Origin of the sequence: Microbispora sp. KK1-11, assembly GCF_006874435.1 — a bacterium.
Lineage (GTDB): Bacteria > Actinomycetota > Actinomycetes > Streptosporangiales > Streptosporangiaceae > Microbispora > Microbispora catharanthi.
The window spans coordinates 227827-246857 of the sequence record NZ_VIRJ01000009.1 but is presented as its reverse complement, the minus strand read 5'-3'; the positions used below and the strand labels follow the sequence as shown (position 1 = coordinate 246857).

Below are 19031 nucleotides of genomic sequence, written 5' to 3'. Positions count from 1 at the left end.
TCCTCACTCCGCTGTTCCCATCCCGCGGGGCGAGCCCGTCACTTGCCGACCTGGTTGCCCCAGAGCCCGGGGTCGTCGACGTTGTCCTTGGTCACCAGCGGGGCCTTGAGCTGGTCCTCCAGGCGTCCGCCGCCCACGTCCACGATCGTGCTGTCGTGGTCGGTCGGGCCGGGCGCGAAGGTCTTGCCCTCGATCGCGGCCTTGGCGTAGTAGACGCCGTACTTCGCGTACAGGTCGGCGGGCTGGGAGAGGGTGGCGTCGATCTGGCCGTCGCGGATGGCCTGCAGCTCCTGGGGGATGCCGTCGTTGGACACGATGACGATGTGCTTGGGGTCGTCCGGGCCCACCAGCAGGTTCTTGCTCTTCAGCACCTGCAGGGTCGGGGCGAGGAAGACGCCGCCGGCCTGCATGTAGACGCCCTTGATGTCGGGGTGCTGGGTCAGCCGGGTCTGCAGCGCGGCCGCCGCCTTCGGCCCCTCCCACTCGGTGGGCTCGGCGAACACCTGGATGCCGGGATAGTTCGTCTTCATGCACTCGGCGAACGCCTCCGACCGGTCACGGCCGTTGACCGACGACAGCGAGCCCTGGAACTCGATGACCTTGCCCTTGCCGCCGAGCTTGTCCCCGAGGAACTTGCACGCCTCGCTGCCGTAGAGCCGGTTGTCGGTGCGGACCACCATGAACGTGTCGCCCTTGTCCGGCCGCGTGTCCACCGTCACCACCGGGATCTTCTTGCCGGCGAGCTGCTGCAGTGTGCTCGCGACGGCGCCGGTGTCCTGCGGCGCCATGACCACGGCCTTGGCCCCCTGGCTCACCAGGGCCTGGACGTTGGCCACTAGTTTGGCCACGTCGTTCTGCGAGTTCGTCGGGGGCATCAGGTCGACGCCGAGCTGCTTGGCCTGCTGCGGCACGTACTTGGCGTAGGAGTTCCAGAAGTCGGAGTCGGCGCGGGGCAGATCGACCGCGACCTTCCCCCCGGCCGCCGCGGCACCGCCTCCCGCCGAGCCGCCGCCGTCCGCCTGTTCGCCGCCGGAACCGCAGGCCGCGAGCGACAGCGCGAGAGCGAGCGCGGCCGCACCCGGGCCGGCCGTACGGATTTTCATGGTGTACCTCGATTCGCCACAGTGGGGGGTTGAGTGAAGATCACAGGTCACCGGGCGTCGCGCCGCTCCAGGCGGGGCCGTCCGGGAAGGAGTAGCCGGCGATCGACTCGGCGCGCATCTCGGCGCTGAAGCCGGGGGCGTCCGGCGCCCGGTAGGCGCCGTTCTCGACCACGACGGGGTGCGTGAAGTGCTCGTGCAGGTGGTCGACGTACTCGATGACGCGGTCCTCAAGCGTGCCGCTGACCGCCACGTAGTCGAACATCGACAGGTGCTGCACCAGCTCGCACAGGCCGACGCCGCCCGCGTGTGGGCAGACGGGCACGCCGAACTTGGCGGCGAGCAGCAGGATCGCGATGTTCTCGTTGACCCCGCCGACGCGGGCGGAGTCGAGCTGGAGGATCGACATCGAACGAGCCTGCAGCATCTGCTTGAAGACCACCCGGTTCTGCACGTGCTCGCCGGTGGCCACCTTGATCGGCGCGATCGCCCGGGCGATCACCGAATGGCCGAGCACGTCGTCGGGGCTGGTCGGCTCCTCCACCCAGTAGGGGTCGAACTCGGCCAGCGCGCTCACCCACTCGATGGCCGTCCGCACGTCCCACCGCTGGTTGGCGTCGATCGCGATGCGGAAGCCGTCGCCGCAGACCTCACGCGCGATGCGCATCCGCCGGACGTCGTCGTCGAGGTCGGCTCCCACCTTGAGCTTGATCTGGGTGAAGCCCTCGGCGAGCGCCTCCTTGCACAGCCGGCGCAGCTTCTCGTCGCCGTACCCCAGCCAGCCGGGGGATGTGGTGTAGGCCGGGTAGCCGCGCTCCCGCAGCAGCGCGACGCGCCCGGCCCGGCCCGGCTCGGCGCGGCGCAGGATGGCGAGCGCCTCGTCCGGGGTGAGCGCGTCGCTGAGGTAGCGGAAGTCGACCAGGGAGACGATCTCCTCGGGCGCCATCTCGCCCAGCAGCAGCCACAGCGGCTTGCCCGCCCGCTTTGCCGCCATGTCCCACAGGGCGTTGGTGACCGCGGAGACCGCCATGTGCATGACGCCCTTCTCCGGCCCGAGCCAGCGCAGTTGCGAGTCGTGCGTCATCTCGTGGTACAGCCCGGCGAGGTCGGCGGGATCGCGGCCCACGACGTACGGCTCCAGCGCCCTGATCGCGGCGGCCTGCACGTCGTTGCCCCGCCCGATGGTGAAGCCCTTCGAGGCCGTCGTCCGCCCTGAGCACCACGTAGGCGGCCGAGTAGTCCGGGTCCGGATTCATCGCGTCGGAGCCGTCCAGTTCCCTGGATGTGGGAAAGCGGATGTCGTGGGTCTCCAACGCCACGATCTCGCTGTACTCACCGGTTCGCTCGCTCCGCTCGCTCATGCCCGGCCCGCCGTCCGGGGCCGGACGGCGATCTCCGGTTCCGTGGCGGCACGCCCGGCAGGTCTCACTCGCAGCTGCTTCACACCGCATCCCTCGGCCATACATCCGATGTGTTGTGCTCGGATGCTGTCCCTGCGACGCCGACGGTGTCAATAGCCTTACTGCCGATACATCCGATCTGTTATGCGACAGGTTCCTCGGATTACCGACCTACGCGGGCAGAACGTCGCTGGTAGACGTGCATGACCATCAGATACATCCGATCGGTGTCTTGTTGCGTCAGAGTTTCGGTGCTATCTCCTTGTTTCAAGGTCATCCTGTGATCGGAGGAATGTGTGACTCACCCCCCGTTACGGCTCCCAGCCGTCCTCGCGGCCGTCCTCGCGCTGGCCGCCGGTCTCGCCCCACCCGCGCCGGCGGCCGCCGAACCCGCCGCCCAGCAGGCGGGCGCGCCCGACAACCTGACCCTCTGGTACGACAGACCCGCCACGGACTGGGAGACCCAGGCGCTGCCGATCGGCAACGGCCCGCTGGGAGCCAAGATCTTCGGCGGCGTGGCCACCGAGCAGCTCCAGTTCAATGAGAAGACCCTGTGGACCGGTGGTCCCGGCTCACCGAACTACGACTTCGGCAACTGGAAGACGCCGCGGCCGAACGCCATCGCCGAGGTGCAGGAGCAGATCGACCGCGACGGCAAGATGACGCCGAACGCCGTGGCCGCCAAGCTGGGCCAGCCCAAGACGGGCTTCGGCGCCTATCAGACCTTCGGCGACCTGTATCTCGACTTCGCCGGTGCGCCCCGGAACCCCACCGCGTACCGGCGTGAGCTGAGCCTGCGCGACGCCGTGGCCCGGGTGACCTACGCCGCCGACGGTGTCACGTACTCGCGTGAGTACTTCGCCGGCCACCCCGGCAACGTGATCGTCGGCCGGCTCTCCGCCGACCAGGGGGGCAAGGTCTCCTTCACGCTGCGCCACACCTCTCCGCGCGACGACAAGACCGTCACCGCCGCGGGCGGCCGGCTCACCATCCGCGGCGCCCTGTCGGACAACAAGATGAAGTTCGAGGCGCAGGTGCAGGTGATCAACCAGGGCGGCACCCGCACCGACGACGGGGACAAGGTCACCGTCACCGGCGCCGACAGCGCGATGTTCGTGCTGTCGGCGGGGACCGACTACGCCGGCGACTACCCCGCCTACCGCGGCCCCGACCCGCACGCGAAGGTGACCGCGGCCGTGGACGCCGCGGCCGGCAAGAGCTACGACCAGCTCAAGCAGGCGCACATAGCGGACTACCGCGGCCTGTTCGACCGGGTGACGCTGGACGTCGGCCAGGGCACCCCGGCCGTCCCGACCGACCAGCTGCGCCGCGCGTACACGGGCGGCGACTCGGCCGACGACCGGGCGCTGGAGGCGCTCATGTTCGCCTACGGCCGCTACCTGCTGATCTCCTCCTCACGGGAGAACGACCTGCTGCCCGCCAACCTGCAGGGCGTGTGGAACAACTCCACCAGCCCTCCCTGGTCGGCCGACTACCACGTCAACATCAACCTGCAGATGAACTACTGGCTCGCCGAGCAGACGAACCTGGACGAGACCACCCGTCCGTACGACAGGTACGTCTCGGCGATGGTCGCGCCCGGCGCGAAGACCGCCCGGGAGATGTACGGCGCCCGAGGCTGGGTGGTCAACAACGAGACCAACCCGTTCGGCTTCACCGGCGTGCACGACTGGGCCACCTCGTTCTGGTTCCCCGAGGCGGCGGCCTGGACCACCCAGCACCTGTACGACGGATATCGGTTCACCGGCGACGTGGCCTACCTGCGCGACACCGCCTATCCGGTGATCAAGGGCGCCGCCGAGTTCTGGCTCGACTTCCTGCACACCGATCCGCGTGACGGCACGCTCGTCGTGTCGCCCAGCTACTCCCCCGAGCACGGCGACTTCTCCGCCGGGGCCTCGATGTCCCAGCAGATCGTGCGCGAGGTCCTCACCAACGCGCTCGCCGCGGCGAAGAAGCTCGGGGTGGACTCGGACTTCCAGGCGGAGGTGAAGGCGAAGCTCGCCAAGCTCGACCCGGGCATCCGCGTCGGCTCCTGGGGCCAGCTCCAGGAGTGGAAGAGCGACTGGGATTCCAGGACCGACGACCACCGGCACGTCTCGCACCTCTACGCGCTGCACCCCGGCAACCAGATCACGGCGGGGACGCCCGAGGCCGAGGCCGCGAAGGTCTCGCTCGCGGCCCGCGGCGACGGCGGCACCGGCTGGAGCAAGGCCTGGAAGATCAACTTCTGGGCCCGGCTGCTCGACGGCGACCACGCGCTGAAGATGCTCAGCGAGCAGATCAAGACCTCCACCCTCGACAACCTCTGGGACACCCACCCGCCATTCCAGATCGACGGCAACTTCGGCGCCACCTCAGGGGTGGCGGAGATGCTGGTGCAGAGCCAGCACGACTACGTGCACGTGCTGCCGGCGCTCCCGTCGGCCTGGAAGAACGGCTCGTTCTCCGGCCTGCGCGCCCGCGGCGACGTGACCGTGGACGCGACCTGGAAGAACGGCGCCGCCGACACGATCACCGTGCACCCCGGGAAGACCGGGCCGATCACCGTGAAGTCCGGCTTCATCGCCGGCCGCTACCGCGTCCACGACGGACGCGGCCACGAGGTCGGCCCGCACCGCGACGGCGACACGCTGACATGGAACGCCACGGCCGGCACGGCGTACACCATCCAGAACGAGGCCGCGATCACCGTCACCGCGCCCGCCGCGACGGGGCCGGGCGCCTCCTTCCCCGTCGAGGTCGCCGTGACCGCCACCCGCAGGCGGGCGGTGCCCGCGTCGGACGTGACGCTGACCCTGCCCAAGGGCTGGACGGCGGCCCCCGCCACGGTGCACCTGCCGGCGTCCGCGCCGGGCCGCACGCGGACCGCGACGTTCACGGTCGCCAGCGGGCCGGCCGACGGCACCAGAAGCGCGCGGATCACCGCCACGGCGACCGGGGACGGCTGGACGGGCGGCGCCTCGGCCACCGTGGCGCTGAACCCCTGCGCCACCCCCTCCCCGGACCGGCCGCTGGTGGCCTGGGACCCCCCCTCCGGCGACACCGTGAGCGACGCGTCGGGCAACGGGCGCGACGCGCGGATCGTGGGCGTCGCGGCCTACGACGCCACCGCGCCGAGCGGCAGCGGGCTGATCCTGTCCGGATCGACCTACCTGACCACGGGGAACACCACCCTCGGCTACCTGCCCGAGGCCACATTCGCCGCCGAGGTCAAGGTGGCGGGCAGCGGCTACCGGCGGCTGTTCGACTCCCAGCCCTCCGGCAACCCCGGCACCGACGGCATCATCGTCGACCTGACGCCGTCGAACACGCTGCGGTTCATCGGAGCCGGCCTGAACGTGGGGATCGACACGACCATCCCCACCGGCCGCTGGATCGACCTGGTCGTCACCCTGGCCAAGGGCGGGGCCATCGACGTCTACGTCGACGGCGTACGGGTGGCCGGAGGCCAGGCGACCGGCGACGGCATCACCGGCTGCGCGTCCCGCCCGCTGCGCTTCGCGGCGGACCAGGGCGGCGGTCAGCGGCTGTCCGGCGCGGTCGACCGGACGGCGATCTTCGCCAGCAGGCTGTCACCTGAGCAGGTGAAGACCTGGCAGGATCTGGCCTTCTGACATCTGGCCTTCTGACATCTCATGAACGGGCTCCGGGGCACGCCGCCCCGGAGCCCGTTCCGCGCGCCGGTCTCCCGTCAGCGGCCGTACACCTCCAGTTCGTACACGCGGGCGGCCCGGTCGCCGTCGCCGGTCGGGGTCAGGACGTCGAGCCGGACGTACCGCGCCGTCACCGGCGTGATCGCGTGGGTGGTCACGTCGGCGGTGTTGCCACGGACCGACGCCACGGTCGTCCAGGTGGTGCCGTCGGTGCTCGTCCGCAGGTCGAAGTCGCGCGTGTTCCAGCTCGCCTTCTCCCCGCCGGCGCCGGCGTGCCGGACGACGAGGCGGCCGACGGTCGCGGCGGAGCCCAGGTCGACGCGCAGCCACTTGGCGGCGCCGAGCGAGCACCACTTGTCGCCGATGCCGCCGGTCCAGCTTCCGTTGACCGCCTTCGCGGGGCCCTCGGAGGGCGCGCAGGCGCTGTCCGCCGTGGCGGGCCGGTTGAGCGCGAGGTTGGCCGGCGACCCGGTCCGCCGGTTCTCGAACTCCGTCGTCCAGTACTTCGTCCGGTCGAGGTAGGCCGTCTCGGCCGCCGCGCCGGTCCTGCCGTACGCGCCCTCGTAGGTCTGGTAGCCGTACCCGGCCGGCGGCGTGCCGGACGCCGGCTCGATCACGCTGCCCTCGTGCCACTCGTTGAACGAGGTGATGGAGACCCACGTCGGCAGACCGCCCGTCGCGGGGTCGAGTGCGTTCGCCCATTCCTTGTCGTACGTCGCGCCGTTCGCCCGGCCGAGCGTGGGCGTGGTGTTGCCGGGGACGGCCCGGTCGTCGACGTACCCGGGACCGATCGACGGTGCCCAGACGAGCCCGTGCTGCCTGGCGTAGTCGGAGGCGTTCTTCCAGCCGGGGGCCGTGGCGCCCGCGATGGCGTCGTAGGTGTACATGCCGGAGAAGTGGGCGATCTTCGTGGTGTCGGTGGTCTGCGCCAGGACGATGTTGTCCCCGTTCACCTGGTCGAGCGCGGACCAGTCGGCGACGCGCAGGCTCTCGAAGACGTAGAAGGCCGGCCGGTTCCCCTGGTCGGCGGCCCGGTAGAAGGCCGGGTGGCCGCCATATGTCGCGTCGATGTAGCGGATGTCGGTGACGGTCGAGTCGGCGGTGCGGCCTTCGTACGGCTCGAGGTGCCAGGCCACTTTGAGGCCCTGCGCCTGGGCCGCGTCCAGGACCCGCCTGACCAGGGTGTCCTCGTAGCTGCCCCTCCCCCACCAGCTGTAGACCAGCACGCCCACTCCTGCCTGCCGGATCCACTTCATGTGCTGGGCGACCGCCCCCGCGACGTCGCCCGAGTCGTACGCGCCGAGGGCGGGGTACAGGTCGGAGCCGATGTCGGCGGGCGGAGTGTGGCCGCCCTGCTGCCAGTGCCGCCAGCTCCCGCTCACCGAGGGCGAGCCGTACCAGGGGTAGTAGAAGATGTGCGTGTTCGCCGACAGGTCGGGGGCCGCCGCCCTGGCGGGCGAGAGGGGCAGGCCCAGCAGGCCGCCGGCCAGCAGGAGCGCCAGGACGATGCGTCTCATCACCCCGTCACCTCGTGACCGTGAAGGAGTCGAGGTCGAACAGGTCGCCGCCGCTTCCCGTGAAGACCAGGTACAGCGAGCCGGAGGCCGAGCCGGTCAGCGTCGCCGACACCGTCCGGAAGGTGTCCCAGCTCCCGGTGACCGGCACCGTGACCGAACCCAGCAACGTCCCCGTCGCCGAACCCGAACGGACCTGGATCGTCCCGCCGGAGCCCGCCGAGGACACCCGCGCGCCGAACGACTTCAGACCCGAGGTGCTCACCCCCGAGTACGCGGCCCAGTCGCCGTTGTTGATGTAGCCCACCGTCTTGCCGCCGCTCGCCCCGGCGTGGTCGGCCGGCTGCACACCCGACTGCGCGGTGTACGCCTCCCCCTCGACCGTCGTCGCGGCCGATGTGGTGAGCGAGAACGTGTCCACGTCGAACAGGGCCCCGGATCCGCCGGTGAAGACCAGGTACAGCGGCCCGGAGGCCGATCCGGTCAGTGTGGTGGAGACGGTCGTGAAGGTGTCCCAGCTCCCGGTCACCGGGACGGTGACCGAGCCGAGCAGGGTGCCGGTCGGGGAGCCTGACCGGACCTGGACGGTGCCGCCCGCTCCCCCGGAGGAGACCCGGGCGGTGAACCCGGTCGCACCCGCAGTGCCGACCGAGGCGTATCCGGCCCAGTCGCCGTTGTCGATGAACCCGACGGTCGTGCCGCCGCTGGCGGTGCCGTGAGAGGCGGGCTGGACGCCCGACTGGGACGTGTAGGACTCCGCTTCGATCGTCCCGCCGCCCGGACCGCCGCTGGGGGGAGCGCAGTCGGCCTGCACCGCTCCGGCCGCGTACCTGATGCCGCCGAGCAGCAGGCTGCGGAAGTTCGGCTCCGCGTAGGACTCGGCGGTGTGGCCGAGACCGGTGTAGAACGCGCGGCCGGACGCCTGCGGGTGGCACCAGGTGATCGGGTGGTCGCCCATGGTGCCGCCGCTGTAGCTGGACTCGTCCAGGCTCTGCAGCACGTGCACGTTGGGCCGCGGGTTGGTGCGGTAGTTGTACCACTCGTCGGTCCGCGTCCACGTCGCCGGCAGACCGGAGGTCGCGGGATGTGCGGTGTCCTCGGTCTTGACGTTCGCCTGCTGGATGGAGGGGTGGCTGGCGAACCAGGCGCCCATCAACCGGCCGTAGTAGGGCCAGTCGTACTCGGTGTCGGCGGCGGCGTGCACGCCCACGTAGCCGCCCCCGCCGTCGACGTACGACTGGAAGGCGGCCTGCTGGGCGGCGTCGAGCACGTCGCCGGTGGTGCTGAGGAACACCACGGCCTTGTACTGCGCCAGATTGCTCGAGGTGAACGCGCCGGCGTCCTCGGTCGCGTTCACCTCGAAGTCTCCTGTGGCGCCCAGGTCGCGGATGGCCTGGATGCCCGCGGGAATGGAGTCGTGCCGGAACCCGGCCGTCTTGGAGAAGACCAGCACCTTGAAGGCGGCGGCCTCGGCCGGGATGGCGGGGATGGCGAGGGCGGCGGCGGTGGTGAGCACCACCGCGGCGAGCGTCAGACGTCGCAGCATGGGGGGATCCTTCCGCCGGGTCACTTGGTGATCGTGAAGGTGTCGATGTCGTACAGGGAGCCGGTGCCGCTGCCGGTGAAGACGAGGAACAGCGGACCCGAGGCCGAGCCGGTCAGCGTGGTCGAGACGGTCGTGAAGGTGTCCCAGCTCCCGGTCACCGGTACGTTCACCGACCCCAGCAGCGTCCCCGTCGCGGAGCCGGACCGGACCTGGATGGTGCCGCCCGCTCCGGCGGAGGACACCCGGGCGCTGAAGCCCTTCGCGCCGGCCGTGCCGATCGACGAGTAGCCCGCCCAATCGCCGTTGTCGATGTACCCCACCGTCTTGCCGCCGCTCGCCCCGGCGTGGTCGGCCGGCTGGACACCCGACTGCGAGGTGTACGCCTCGCCCTCGACCGTCTGGCTCGTGGAGGTGGAGGCGTCGAAGGTGAAGGCGTCCAGGTCGAGCAGGTTGCCCTGGCCGGTAACCCCGCGGAAGACGAGGTACAGCGTGGTCGTGCCGGTGGGCGCGCCGCTCAGGGCGGCCGTCGCGTCCACGAAGGTGTCCCAGCCTCCGGTGCTCGGCACGGTCACGCTGCCGAGCAGCGTGCCGGTCGCCGAGCCGGCCCGCACCTCGATCCGGCCGCCGGGGCCGCCGGACGACACCCGGGCGGTGATCTTCGTCGCGTTGCCCAGCGTGTACGGCTGGAAGGAGATCCAGTCGCCGTCGTCGGTGAAGCCGACGGTCTTGCCGCCCTCGGCGCCGCCGTGGTCGGCGGTCTGGACGCCCTGCTGGGCGCCGAAGTGCTCGGCCTGCCGGTGGCGCGGCTGCAGGATGCGCTTGCTGTGTGCGGTGAGCCCGGCGGAGTCGGTGTAGCTCGCGTCGAAGACGCCGTAGATGTTGGCCGCCGCATCGTGCTCGCCGTCCGTCGGCACCTGGATGCTCCCCGAACAGCCGGTCCTGGAGGTGATCTGGTGCTCGTGGCTGTCGTGTCCGAGCAGGTAGGTCACGGTGACTTTGGAACAGTCGATCGTGCCGTCCTCGGGGTCGCTCACCTGCACCTGGAACGGCACGGTGTCGCCGAACGCGAACAGCTGCCCGTCCGCGGGGGTGGTGAGCGACACGGTCGGCGCGGTGTTGCCGGCGGTGATCAGCACGTCGGCCGTCCCGGTCAGGCCCTGTGGGTCCCTGACGGTCAGCGTCGCCGTGTAGGTGCCCTTGGTCGTGTACGTGTGCGCCGGATTGGCCTGGGTCGAGGTGCCGCCGTCCCCGAAGGCCCACGAGTAGGTCAGCGCGCCGCCCTCCGGGTCGGAGCTGCCGGCCGAGGAGAAGGTGACCGCCAGCGGCGTCGGGCCCGAGGTCTTGTTCGCCGACGCCTTGGCGACCGGGTTGCGGTTGCTCCCGCCGATGTACTCGATCCGGTAGAGCGCCTGGTTGTTGCTCCCGGTGCCGTAGTCGAGCACGTACAAGGCGCCGTCGGGGCCGAAGGCCATGTCCATGACCTGCGTGCCGGTCCAGGGGAAGGCGGAGATCTCCCCGGGCGAGCCGTCGCTCTTCACCTCGATCGCCTTGATCCACCGTCTGCCGTACTCGCCCGCGAAGAAGCGGCCGTTCAGGGAGGAGGGGAACTTGACGCTGGAGTTGAGACCGGCGTCGTAGCGGTAGACCGGGCCGCCCATCGGCGACTCCGACCCGCTGCCGAACTCCGGCGGCGATCCGGCGTCGCCGCCGTACCTGATCCAGCTCGGCTTGGCCGGGGGCAGCTTGGCGAGGCCGGTGTTGCGGAAGGAGTCGTTGGCGGGCCCGCCCGCGCAGTCGTACTTGGCGCCGGAGGGGCCGCTCGGGAAGGTGTACTCGTTGTAGGTCTCGGCGGTGGTGTTCGTCCCCGTGCAGTACGGCCAGCCGTAGTTGCCCGGCCCGGTGATCCGGTCGAACTCCACCTGCCCGCCCGGCCCGCGGTTGGGGTCGCTCACTCCCGCGTCCGGCCCGTAGTCGCCCAGGTAGACGATGCCGGTGGCCTTGTCGACGGACATCCGGAAGGGGTTGCGGAAGCCCATCGCGTAGATCTCGGGCCGCGTCTTCGCCGTGCCGGGCGGGAAGAGGTTGCCGCTGGGGATCGTGTACGTGCCGTCGGGCTGCGGCTTGATGCGCAGGACCTTGCCGCGCAGGTCGTTGGTGTTGCCCGACGAGCGCTGCGCGTCGAACTGCGGGTTGCGGTCGGTGCGCTCGTCCAGTGGGGAGTAGGCGTTCGACTCGAAGGGGTTGGTGTCGTCGCCGGTGGTCAGATAGAGGTTGCCCGCCGCGTCGAAGTCGATGTCGCCGCCGACGTGGCAGCACTGCCCGCGGTCGTTGGGGACGGTGAGGACGACCTTCTCGCTGGCCATGTCGAGTGTGTCGTCCGCCTTCAGGGTGAACCGCGACAGGTGCAGCTCGCCCTTCCACTGGTCGAACTGCGCCTGGGTGCCGTTCGTCGGCGCGTCGCCGTCCGGGGTGGTGAGCCGGGGCGAGTAGTACAGCCAGATGTAGCGGTTGGCGGCGAAGCCCGGGTCGGCCGCCACACCCTGCAGGCCCTCCTCGTCGTGCGTGTAGACGTTGAGCTTGCCCGCCACCTTGGTCGTGCCGTTCGCGTCGGTCACGCGCACCGTGCCGTCGCGAGCCGTGTGCACGACCGACCGGTTCGGGAGAACCGCCAGCGACATGGCCTCGCCGAGCTCCGCTCCCCCTGCCGCGAGGGCGACCTGCTGGTAGTCGGAGGCCGGGATGGTCAGCGCGTTCGCCGCGGGAGCGGTCAACGTGACGGCTCCCGGGATGATGAGCGCCAGCGTGGCCAGTTTCGTCAGCCACGGACGTCGGGACATGGGGACTCTTCCTTCCTGACCTGAAGACTCATGTCAGGCAAGGCGCGCGCCGCCGCGCTGTTGCCCTTGTGCCGGGTGGAGGGGTGCCGCCCCTGATTTCTTCCTTCACTGCTCTGTCCGCTTCTTGCGGAGAACTGTAAAGGAATTTACCGGTTTCTAACACAGGTGGTATCCGTCTGTCACCCCCTCACGTTCGAGCATCCGGTCGTCGTCAGCCCTTGAGCGCGCCGACGAGGCCGTTGACGAAGTAGCGCTGCAGGAACAGGAACAGCGCGACGACAGGCAGGACGATGATCAGGGACGCCGCCATCACCTCGTTGTAGCGGGGCACCTCGCTCGATATCAGCGACTCCAGCCCGATGGGCAGGGTGTAGCGGGAAGGGTCGGACAGCGACACGCGTGACAGCAGGTACTCGTTCCACGTCGGCACGGCCGTGAGCACGGCGACCGTGACGTGCGCCGGCCTGGCGAGAGGCAGGTAGACGGACAGGTAGATACGCAGGTCGCCCGCCCCGTCGCAGCGCGCGGCGTCGCGCAGCTCCCCCGGCACGGCACGGAAGGAGTTGGTCAGCAGCAACACCGTGAGCGGCGCCGTGCCGTTGACGAACGGCAGGACCAGCCCGAGGTGTGTGCCGAGGATGCCGAGGTGCTTCTCGAGCACGACCACCGGCAGCAGCATCGTGACGCCGGGGACGAACAGCAGCGAGACGAACATCCAGAACAGCGCCCGCCGTCCCGGGAAGTCGAGCACGGCGAAGGCGTAGGACGCCAGGCTGTAGACCACGAGCACGCCCGCGACCGTCAGCCCGGTGACCTTCAGGCTGTTGAGGAAGTAGTCGAAGAAATGCAGCCGGCTCCAGGTGGACGTCAGGGTGGCGAAGGTCGGGGCCTCGGGGATCAGCCCGCCGCCGCGCAGGACCTCCAGCCGGTCCTTGAAGGCACCCGACACCATCCACAGGAACGGGTAGAGGCTGACCAGGGCGTAGCCGGCCAGCCCGGCGTACGCCAGGAGCCGGGCCGTGCGGGAGCCGCTCATCGCACCGCCCTCAGCAGTCGCGCGTTCGCGAGCGTCAGCAGCAGCGCCGCCGCGAACAGCAGCCAGCCGAGCGCACTGGCCAGTCCCAGGGTCTGGGCCAGGCCCTTGAAGAACGACAGCCGGTAGGCCATCAGCCCGAGGACGTCGGTGTGCCCGCCCGGCCCGCCGCGCGTCATGACCAGGAAGATCTGGAAGCCGTGCAGCGCGTCGCGGATGCCGAGCAGCACGATCGCGGCCGTGATCGGCCGCAGCAGCGGCCAGGTCACGTGGCGCAACACGTGGCGCGGCGCGGCCCCGTCGAGTTGCGCCGCCTCGGGCAGGTTCGGGTCGATCGCCTGCAGGCCGCTCAGGTAGAGCAGGGTCGCGACCGGCACGCTCGACCAGACGAGGACGACGATCAGGGTCGGCAGCGCGGTCGAGGGGTTGCCGAGGAAGCCCTGCGGCTGCGCGAGCGATCCCAGGCCGGTGGCCCGCAGCAGGAGGTTCACCGCCCCGTCGGGCTCCAGGACGTAGCGCCAGGCGAAGTAGACGGCGATGCCCGTGGTCACGTACGGCAGGAAGTAGACCGAGCGGAGCATGGCGCGCAGGCGCCCCACGGAGTTCAGCGCGACCGCCAGCGGCAGTGCGATCGCGACCGTCAGCAGGGGCACGGCCACCATGACCTGCAGCGTGTGTCCTGCGGCCCGGCGCAGCTCGGCCGCGAGGACGGGGTCGGCGTAGAGCAGGTCGAGGTAGTTCCGCACACCGACCCAGATCCAGCGAGGGGTGAAGCCGTTCCACTTCGCGAAGCTGAGCGCGAGTCCGCTCGCGATGGTGTAGACCCCCATCAGCAGGAACAGCGCGACGGCGGGCAGGACGAAGACCACGCCCGTCAGCCGGGACGACCACCGGCGGGCGCCACCGGACGCGCCCGCCGCGGTCTTCCGGGTGCGCTCCCTCAGTGTGAGGACGCTCATCCGGTGGCCTTCCACATCGAGGCCATGGCCTTGTCCAGCTCGGCTCCGGCCTGCCCGGGCGTCAGCTCCCCGAGCGGGCTCAGCCGCACCATGACGTCCCCCGGCTTGACCTGGTCGTAGTCGGACGGCTGGAAGCTCACGTCCGCGGCGTCGTACGCTCCGGCCGGCGGCCCGCTGAAGAACTTCTGCATGGCCGCGAGGTCGGGGCCGACCAGCGACTCGGCCTGCGCCCCGAGGTCGATGGCGGGCAGGTCGAGGGACTTCCTGGCGACGGCGCCGGCGCCGACCGGCGAGGTGAGCCAGCCGATCCATCGGACGGCGGCCGCGCGGTCCTTCGCGGTCGCCGTCAGGCCGAGCCCGGTCAGCGCGAGCGGCGACATGGAGATCTCCTTGTTCACCCCCTCGGCCGGCGGCGGGACGGGGAAGGTGAGCAGCGTGGCGGGGGACACGCCGTTCTGCGCGAGGAACGCCAGCGTGAAGGTCCCGCCGACGTCGAAGGCGGCCTTGCCCTGGGCGAAGGCGATGTCGGCCTCGTCGATGCCCAGGGTGGTCGCGCCGGGCATCCAGTACGGCGTCAACCTGCTGTAGAGCTCCAGCGTCTCGACCCCTTCCGGTGAGGCGAAGCCCTGGGCCGCGCCCTTGGCCCACATCGCGTGGAACCGGTCCCTGCCGAGGTAGGAGTGCGCGAGCGGCTGGTAGATCCAGTTGAAGCCGGTCTGGCTGACCTTCAGGCCGAGGGCCAGGCCGCCCTGCCGCGGATCGCGGGCCGTGGTGGCCTTCAGCGCGTCGAGGAGGTCCTCCCAGGTCTTCGGCGGCGTGTCGGGGTCGAGCCCGGCCGCCTCGAGCTTGTCCTTGTGGGCGTAGACGATGCCGAAGGCGCCGGCCGTGAAGGGCACGCTGAACCGCTGCCCGGCCGTGGCGTTCTTGAAGGGGGAGTCGGCGGCCGCCTGGTCGATGCGCTGCCGGGTCAGCACGCCGCTCTCCCGGGTGGTCGGCAGGAGCCGCTGCCTCCATGCGTCGGTGACGTCGTCCCGGATGTCCTGCAGCAGCCCGGAAGCTCCCATCTCGAGGTCTTCACCGCCGGAGTGCACCTCGAGCACGTCGGGCAGCCCGCCCGTCTGCGCGGCGCTCTGCACCTTGCTCACGAAGACGTCGTCGGGGGTCACCGCCTCGACCTTGACGGCGATCCCGGTCTCCTTGGTGAACTGCGCGGCCGCCGTCGTCAGGGCCTCCGCGTGGGACTTCTTGAACGTCCACATCGTCAGCGTCCGGTCACCTCCCCGGGCCGGCTCACCGGTGTCGCCCGCGCAGCCCGCCGCGGCGACCGCCGCCGCGAGCACGAGCGCGGGTGCGAGCAGGCGGCGGATCCGCCCGCGTGCCACGTCCATGGATCTTCCTCTCTCCGTCGGCCTGTCCGTCCCCGCCCGGGTCCGCCGCCCGGCCGCCCGGCCGCTTCCGGGCCGGCGGACAGGGCTCCCCGCGATCCGCGGGGCCGGTGTCCGGGTGGGCGACGTCGTCTCCGGGTGCCGCCGGAGGTGCACGTCACGCCTGGTTCTCGTCGTCGAGAGCGTCGTGCAAATCGTTAAGACTGATCCCGAAAGTCGCACGGGACCCTCCGGGTGTCAAGGGGCCGGGTCAGGCGGAGCCGCGCCGCACGAGACGGGCGGGGATGACCACCTCCGCGGACGGCCCGGCGCCGCCGGACAGCCGGTCGAGCAGCCGCCGCGCGCACGCCCGGCCGATCTCCCTGGCGGGGTTGGCCATGGTCGTGAGGCCGGGCACGACCATGGCGGCCGCCTCGATGTCGTCGAACCCCATGACGGCGAGGTCCTGCGGGACGCGCAGGCCGCGGGCGCGGGCGGTGTCCAGCGCGCCGATGGCCATGACGTCGTTGGCGCACAGCACGGCGTCCGGGGGATCCGGCAGATCGAGCAGCGCGGCGGCGCCTCGGGCGCCGCCCGCGCGGTCGAAGTCGGTGTGCACGACCAGGCGCGGGTCGGGGGGCGTCCCGGCCGCCGTGAGAGCGGCCCGGTAGCCGGCGACGCGCTCGGCGGCCGGCCCCTCGGCCGGGGGCCCGCTGACGAAGCCGATCCGCCGGTATCCCCATTCCAGGAGGTGACGGGCCGCCTCGCCCGCCGCGCCCTCGTCGTCGCTGCGCACGACGTCGACGCCGTGCTGCGCGAGCCTGCCGCCGAGCCGTACGACCGGGATGCCGGCCTCGATGGCGGGCGCCAGATCCTCGGCGTGGGTGTGGAACACGGCGAACGCCAGCCCGTCGACCTGCCGGGCGATCATCCGCTCGATCGCGGCCCGCTCCCTGCGCCGGTCGCCGTCGGTGTTGCTGATGATCTGCTCGTAGCCCGCGCCGCCGAGCACGTCCTGCATGCCGCGGGCGAGCGCCGGATAGAACGGGTTGGTGATGTCGGGGATGGCCAGCCCGATCGTCTGACTCCTGCTGGTGCGCAGGCCGCGGGCGAGCGCGTTCGGCCGGTAGCCGAGCTGTTCGATCGCCTCGAGCACCCGCCGCCGGGTGTCCTCGGCGACCGGACGGCGGCCGTTAAGCGTGTGGGAGACGGTCGTCGCGCTCACCCCGGCGAGCCGCGCCACGCCCCGGATGCTCGGCCGCTGCCCCCTCGCCGCCGGAGAGCCGGGGGCGGGCTCGGCGGGGGTTTCCCCCGCGGGAGTCACGGGGCCTCGATCCCGCCGTCCGGCCGCCTCACCCGCGCCGCCCACCGCTCGTGCAGGTGGGTGAGCGGGGGATGCCGGGCGGCCGCGGCCTCGTCGACGTCGATACCCCATCCGGGCCGCTCGCTGGGGTAGAGATAGCCGTTCACCGGGCTGATGGTTCCGGGGAAGACCTCGTGCACCGCCTCGGGGTAGACGTGCCCCTCCTGGATCTGGAACGCCGGGGACGTGACGTCGAGGGCCACGTTGGCCGCCGCACCGATCGGTGACACGTCCGCGGGCGCGTGCCAGGCCGTGCCCACCCCGGTCAGTTCGCACAACGCCACCAGCTTGCGCGCCGGGGTGAGGCCGCCGACCGCGGAGACGTGCAGGCGCAGCAGGTCGACCCCGCCGTCCCTGACCAGGCGGGCCGCGTCGGCGACCGACGCGACCTGCTCCCCCGCCGCGATCGGCATCGGCGCCGCCTCGCGCACCTCGGGCAGCCGGTCGTACAGCTCCGGCGGGATCGGATCCTCCAGGAAGAGCAGGCGGTACGGCTCGAGCGCCCGGGCCAGCGCCACGGCCTGTTTGACGGTGAGCCGGGAGTGCACGTCGTGCATCAGGCCGGGATCCTCCCCCAGCTCGGCCCGGGCCCGTTCGAACAGCTTCGGGGTCTCCCGCAGGTAACGCTGCACGTCCCAGCCGTCGGGGTACGGCGAGGCGGGGTAGCCGCCCGGAGATCCGGGCGCGCCGTAGTTCCCGAGCCCCGGCGCCCCCGTCTGCAGCCGGACGTGACGGTAGCCGTCCGCCAGGATCGCGGCCGCGTGCTCGATCGTCTCCTCCACGGTCGCCCCGCCCGCGTGCAGGTAGGTGTCGGCCGCCGCGCGCACCCTGCCGCCGAGCAGCTCGTACACCGGCATGCCGGCCCGCTTGCCGGCGATGTCCCACAGCGCCTGATCCACCCCCGACAGCGCGCTGTTGAGCACCGGCCCGCCGCGCCAGTAGGAGGACAGGTGGACCATCCGGGTGATGTCCTCGATGTCGGCGGGGTGCCTGCCGGTCAGCATCGGCCCGACGTGCCGGTCCACCGCGGCCGCCACGGCGTGGAAGCGCTGGGTGAAGGTGGCGCAGCCCAGGCCGTACAGGCCTGGGTCGCTGGTGTCGACGCGGACGACGACCAGCGGCACCCCTTCGGGGGCCGTCACGATCGTCCGGACCGCGGTGATCCGCAGGCCGTCGCGGGCCGGCCAGGGGGCCTGCGTCTCCGGCATGACGGCCGCGCCGTCGAGGGGGCGGGTCACGACGCCTCCCCGGCCGGAACGGGCTCGTACAGGTGCTCGGCGGTGAAGCCGAGCAGGGTCTCGGCCGCCGTCAGGTCCACCGGCGCGGTCCTGCCGGGCAGCGGGGCGCGCCGTTCCGAGGCTGGGTGGAAGCGGGCGAGCAGGTCCTCCGTCCGCTGCGGGGCGAGCGTCACGGGGGCGGTCACGAAGACGACCCGGAAGCCCTCGACCGGCCGGACCAGCGACAGCCAGGCGGCCCGCGCCGCGTCGCGGGTGTCCAGGTAGGTCCACAGCTCGCTCGCGCCGCGCCCCGGGTCCTCGGCGTATCCGGCCGCCCGCTCGTCCAGCTTGTCCCCGGGGCCGCCGAGCAGCGGGTAGCGCAGCGCGACGACGGTCATGCCGTGGCGGCGGGTCATCATGGCGGCGGTCGTCTCGTCGACCTGCTTCGACAGCCCGTACGGATCCTCCACCTGCAGCGGCAGGGCCTCGTCCACCGGCACGTACGCCGGGTGGAGCGGCCGCGCCGCCCACGGCAGGCCGAGGGCGCTGAAGCTGCTCGCGACGACTGCCCGGCGGACGCCGGCCGCGCCCGCCTCCTCCAGCACGACGAACGTCGCCCCCACGTTGCCCAGGAACACCTCCTCCGGGGTGCCGAGGGTGGGTGCGGGGATCGCCGCGAGGTGGATCACGGCGTCGACGCCGTCGAGAGCCTCGCGCACCGCCTCCGGGTCGTCGGCGCGCCCGGTTACGACGCGATCCGCCCTCAGGTCGCCGGGATCGCGCAGGTCCAGCGCGCTGGCCGGCACGCCCTCCCGGGCGAGCAGGTCGAGCGTCGCACGGCCCACCCGCCCGGCGGCGCCCGTCACCAGGACCCGGCGCGGCAGCTCCGCCATGTGCCCCCCACTTCCGTCCGTTGACGCGCAAAACGTTTTGTGTACGGTGAGAGCAGCATGCGTGCGCCCGGCGACGGGAGTCAAGGCGGTATTCGCCGACCGTCATCGTTCCTTACATCCGACCTATC

Annotated in this window: 12 protein-coding genes; 1 reads left to right on the top strand and 11 read right to left on the bottom strand. The window is 71.6% G+C overall.

Annotated elements, in window-relative coordinates:
• Positions 1-38 precede the first annotated feature (38 nt).
• Entirely contained in the window at positions 39-1103 is a 1065-nt protein-coding gene (locus tag FLW16_RS16100) for a sugar ABC transporter substrate-binding protein (protein WP_142560830.1), read from the bottom strand.
• Positions 1104-1143: 40 nt separating this feature from the next.
• Positions 1144-2265 (bottom strand): enolase C-terminal domain-like protein, encoded by a 1122-nt coding sequence (locus FLW16_RS16095; RefSeq protein WP_260615308.1) that lies wholly within the window; start codon positions 2263-2265, stop codon positions 1144-1146.
• A gap of 531 nt (positions 2266-2796) precedes the next feature.
• Between FLW16_RS16095 and FLW16_RS16090 the strand changes: the two genes are divergently transcribed.
• Positions 2797-6138, top strand: a complete 3342-nt coding sequence (locus tag FLW16_RS16090) for a glycosyl hydrolase family 95 catalytic domain-containing protein (RefSeq protein WP_185949433.1) — start codon at positions 2797-2799, stop codon at positions 6136-6138.
• Positions 6139-6215: 77 nt separating this feature from the next.
• Here the strand turns inward: FLW16_RS16090 and FLW16_RS16085 are convergent, their stop codons facing one another.
• From FLW16_RS16085 to FLW16_RS16045, 9 genes are all read right to left on the bottom strand, one after another.
• Positions 6216-7694 (bottom strand): discoidin domain-containing protein, encoded by a 1479-nt coding sequence (locus FLW16_RS16085; protein WP_142560829.1) that lies wholly within the window; start codon positions 7692-7694, stop codon positions 6216-6218.
• Between the two features lie 7 nt (positions 7695-7701).
• Entirely contained in the window at positions 7702-9237 is a 1536-nt protein-coding gene (locus FLW16_RS45205) for a ThuA domain-containing protein (protein ID WP_142560828.1), read from the bottom strand.
• Positions 9238-9257: 20 nt separating this feature from the next.
• On the bottom strand, positions 9258-12074 hold the full coding sequence (locus FLW16_RS16075) for a carbohydrate-binding protein (RefSeq protein ID WP_142560827.1): 2817 nt from the start codon (positions 12072-12074) through the stop codon (positions 9258-9260).
• A 211-nt stretch (positions 12075-12285) separates the two neighbouring features.
• Entirely contained in the window at positions 12286-13110 is an 825-nt protein-coding gene (locus tag FLW16_RS16070; protein ID WP_142560826.1) for a carbohydrate ABC transporter permease, read from the bottom strand.
• Positions 13107-14066, bottom strand: coding sequence for a carbohydrate ABC transporter permease (locus FLW16_RS16065; protein ID WP_142560825.1), 960 nt, complete (start codon positions 14064-14066; stop codon positions 13107-13109). Before FLW16_RS16065 ends, FLW16_RS16070 begins: the two co-directional genes overlap by 4 nt.
• Positions 14063-15454 carry an ABC transporter substrate-binding protein gene (locus FLW16_RS16060; protein WP_142560824.1) on the bottom strand — a complete coding sequence of 464 codons (1392 nt, stop codon included), beginning with the start codon at positions 15452-15454 and terminating at the stop codon, positions 14063-14065. The genes FLW16_RS16065 and FLW16_RS16060 overlap by 4 nt, the downstream gene beginning before the upstream one ends.
• Before the next feature lie 247 nt (positions 15455-15701).
• Positions 15702-16754, bottom strand: a complete 1053-nt coding sequence (locus FLW16_RS16055) for a LacI family DNA-binding transcriptional regulator (RefSeq protein ID WP_185949432.1) — start codon at positions 16752-16754, stop codon at positions 15702-15704.
• Positions 16751-18031 (bottom strand): enolase C-terminal domain-like protein, encoded by a 1281-nt coding sequence (locus FLW16_RS16050; protein ID WP_221891108.1) that lies wholly within the window; start codon positions 18029-18031, stop codon positions 16751-16753. The genes FLW16_RS16055 and FLW16_RS16050 overlap by 4 nt, the downstream gene beginning before the upstream one ends.
• Complete coding sequence (locus FLW16_RS16045; RefSeq protein WP_142560822.1) at positions 18028-18903, bottom strand: NAD(P)-dependent oxidoreductase; 876 nt, start codon at positions 18901-18903, stop codon at positions 18028-18030. The genes FLW16_RS16050 and FLW16_RS16045 overlap by 4 nt, the downstream gene beginning before the upstream one ends.
• Positions 18904-19031: the final 128 nt, after the last annotated feature.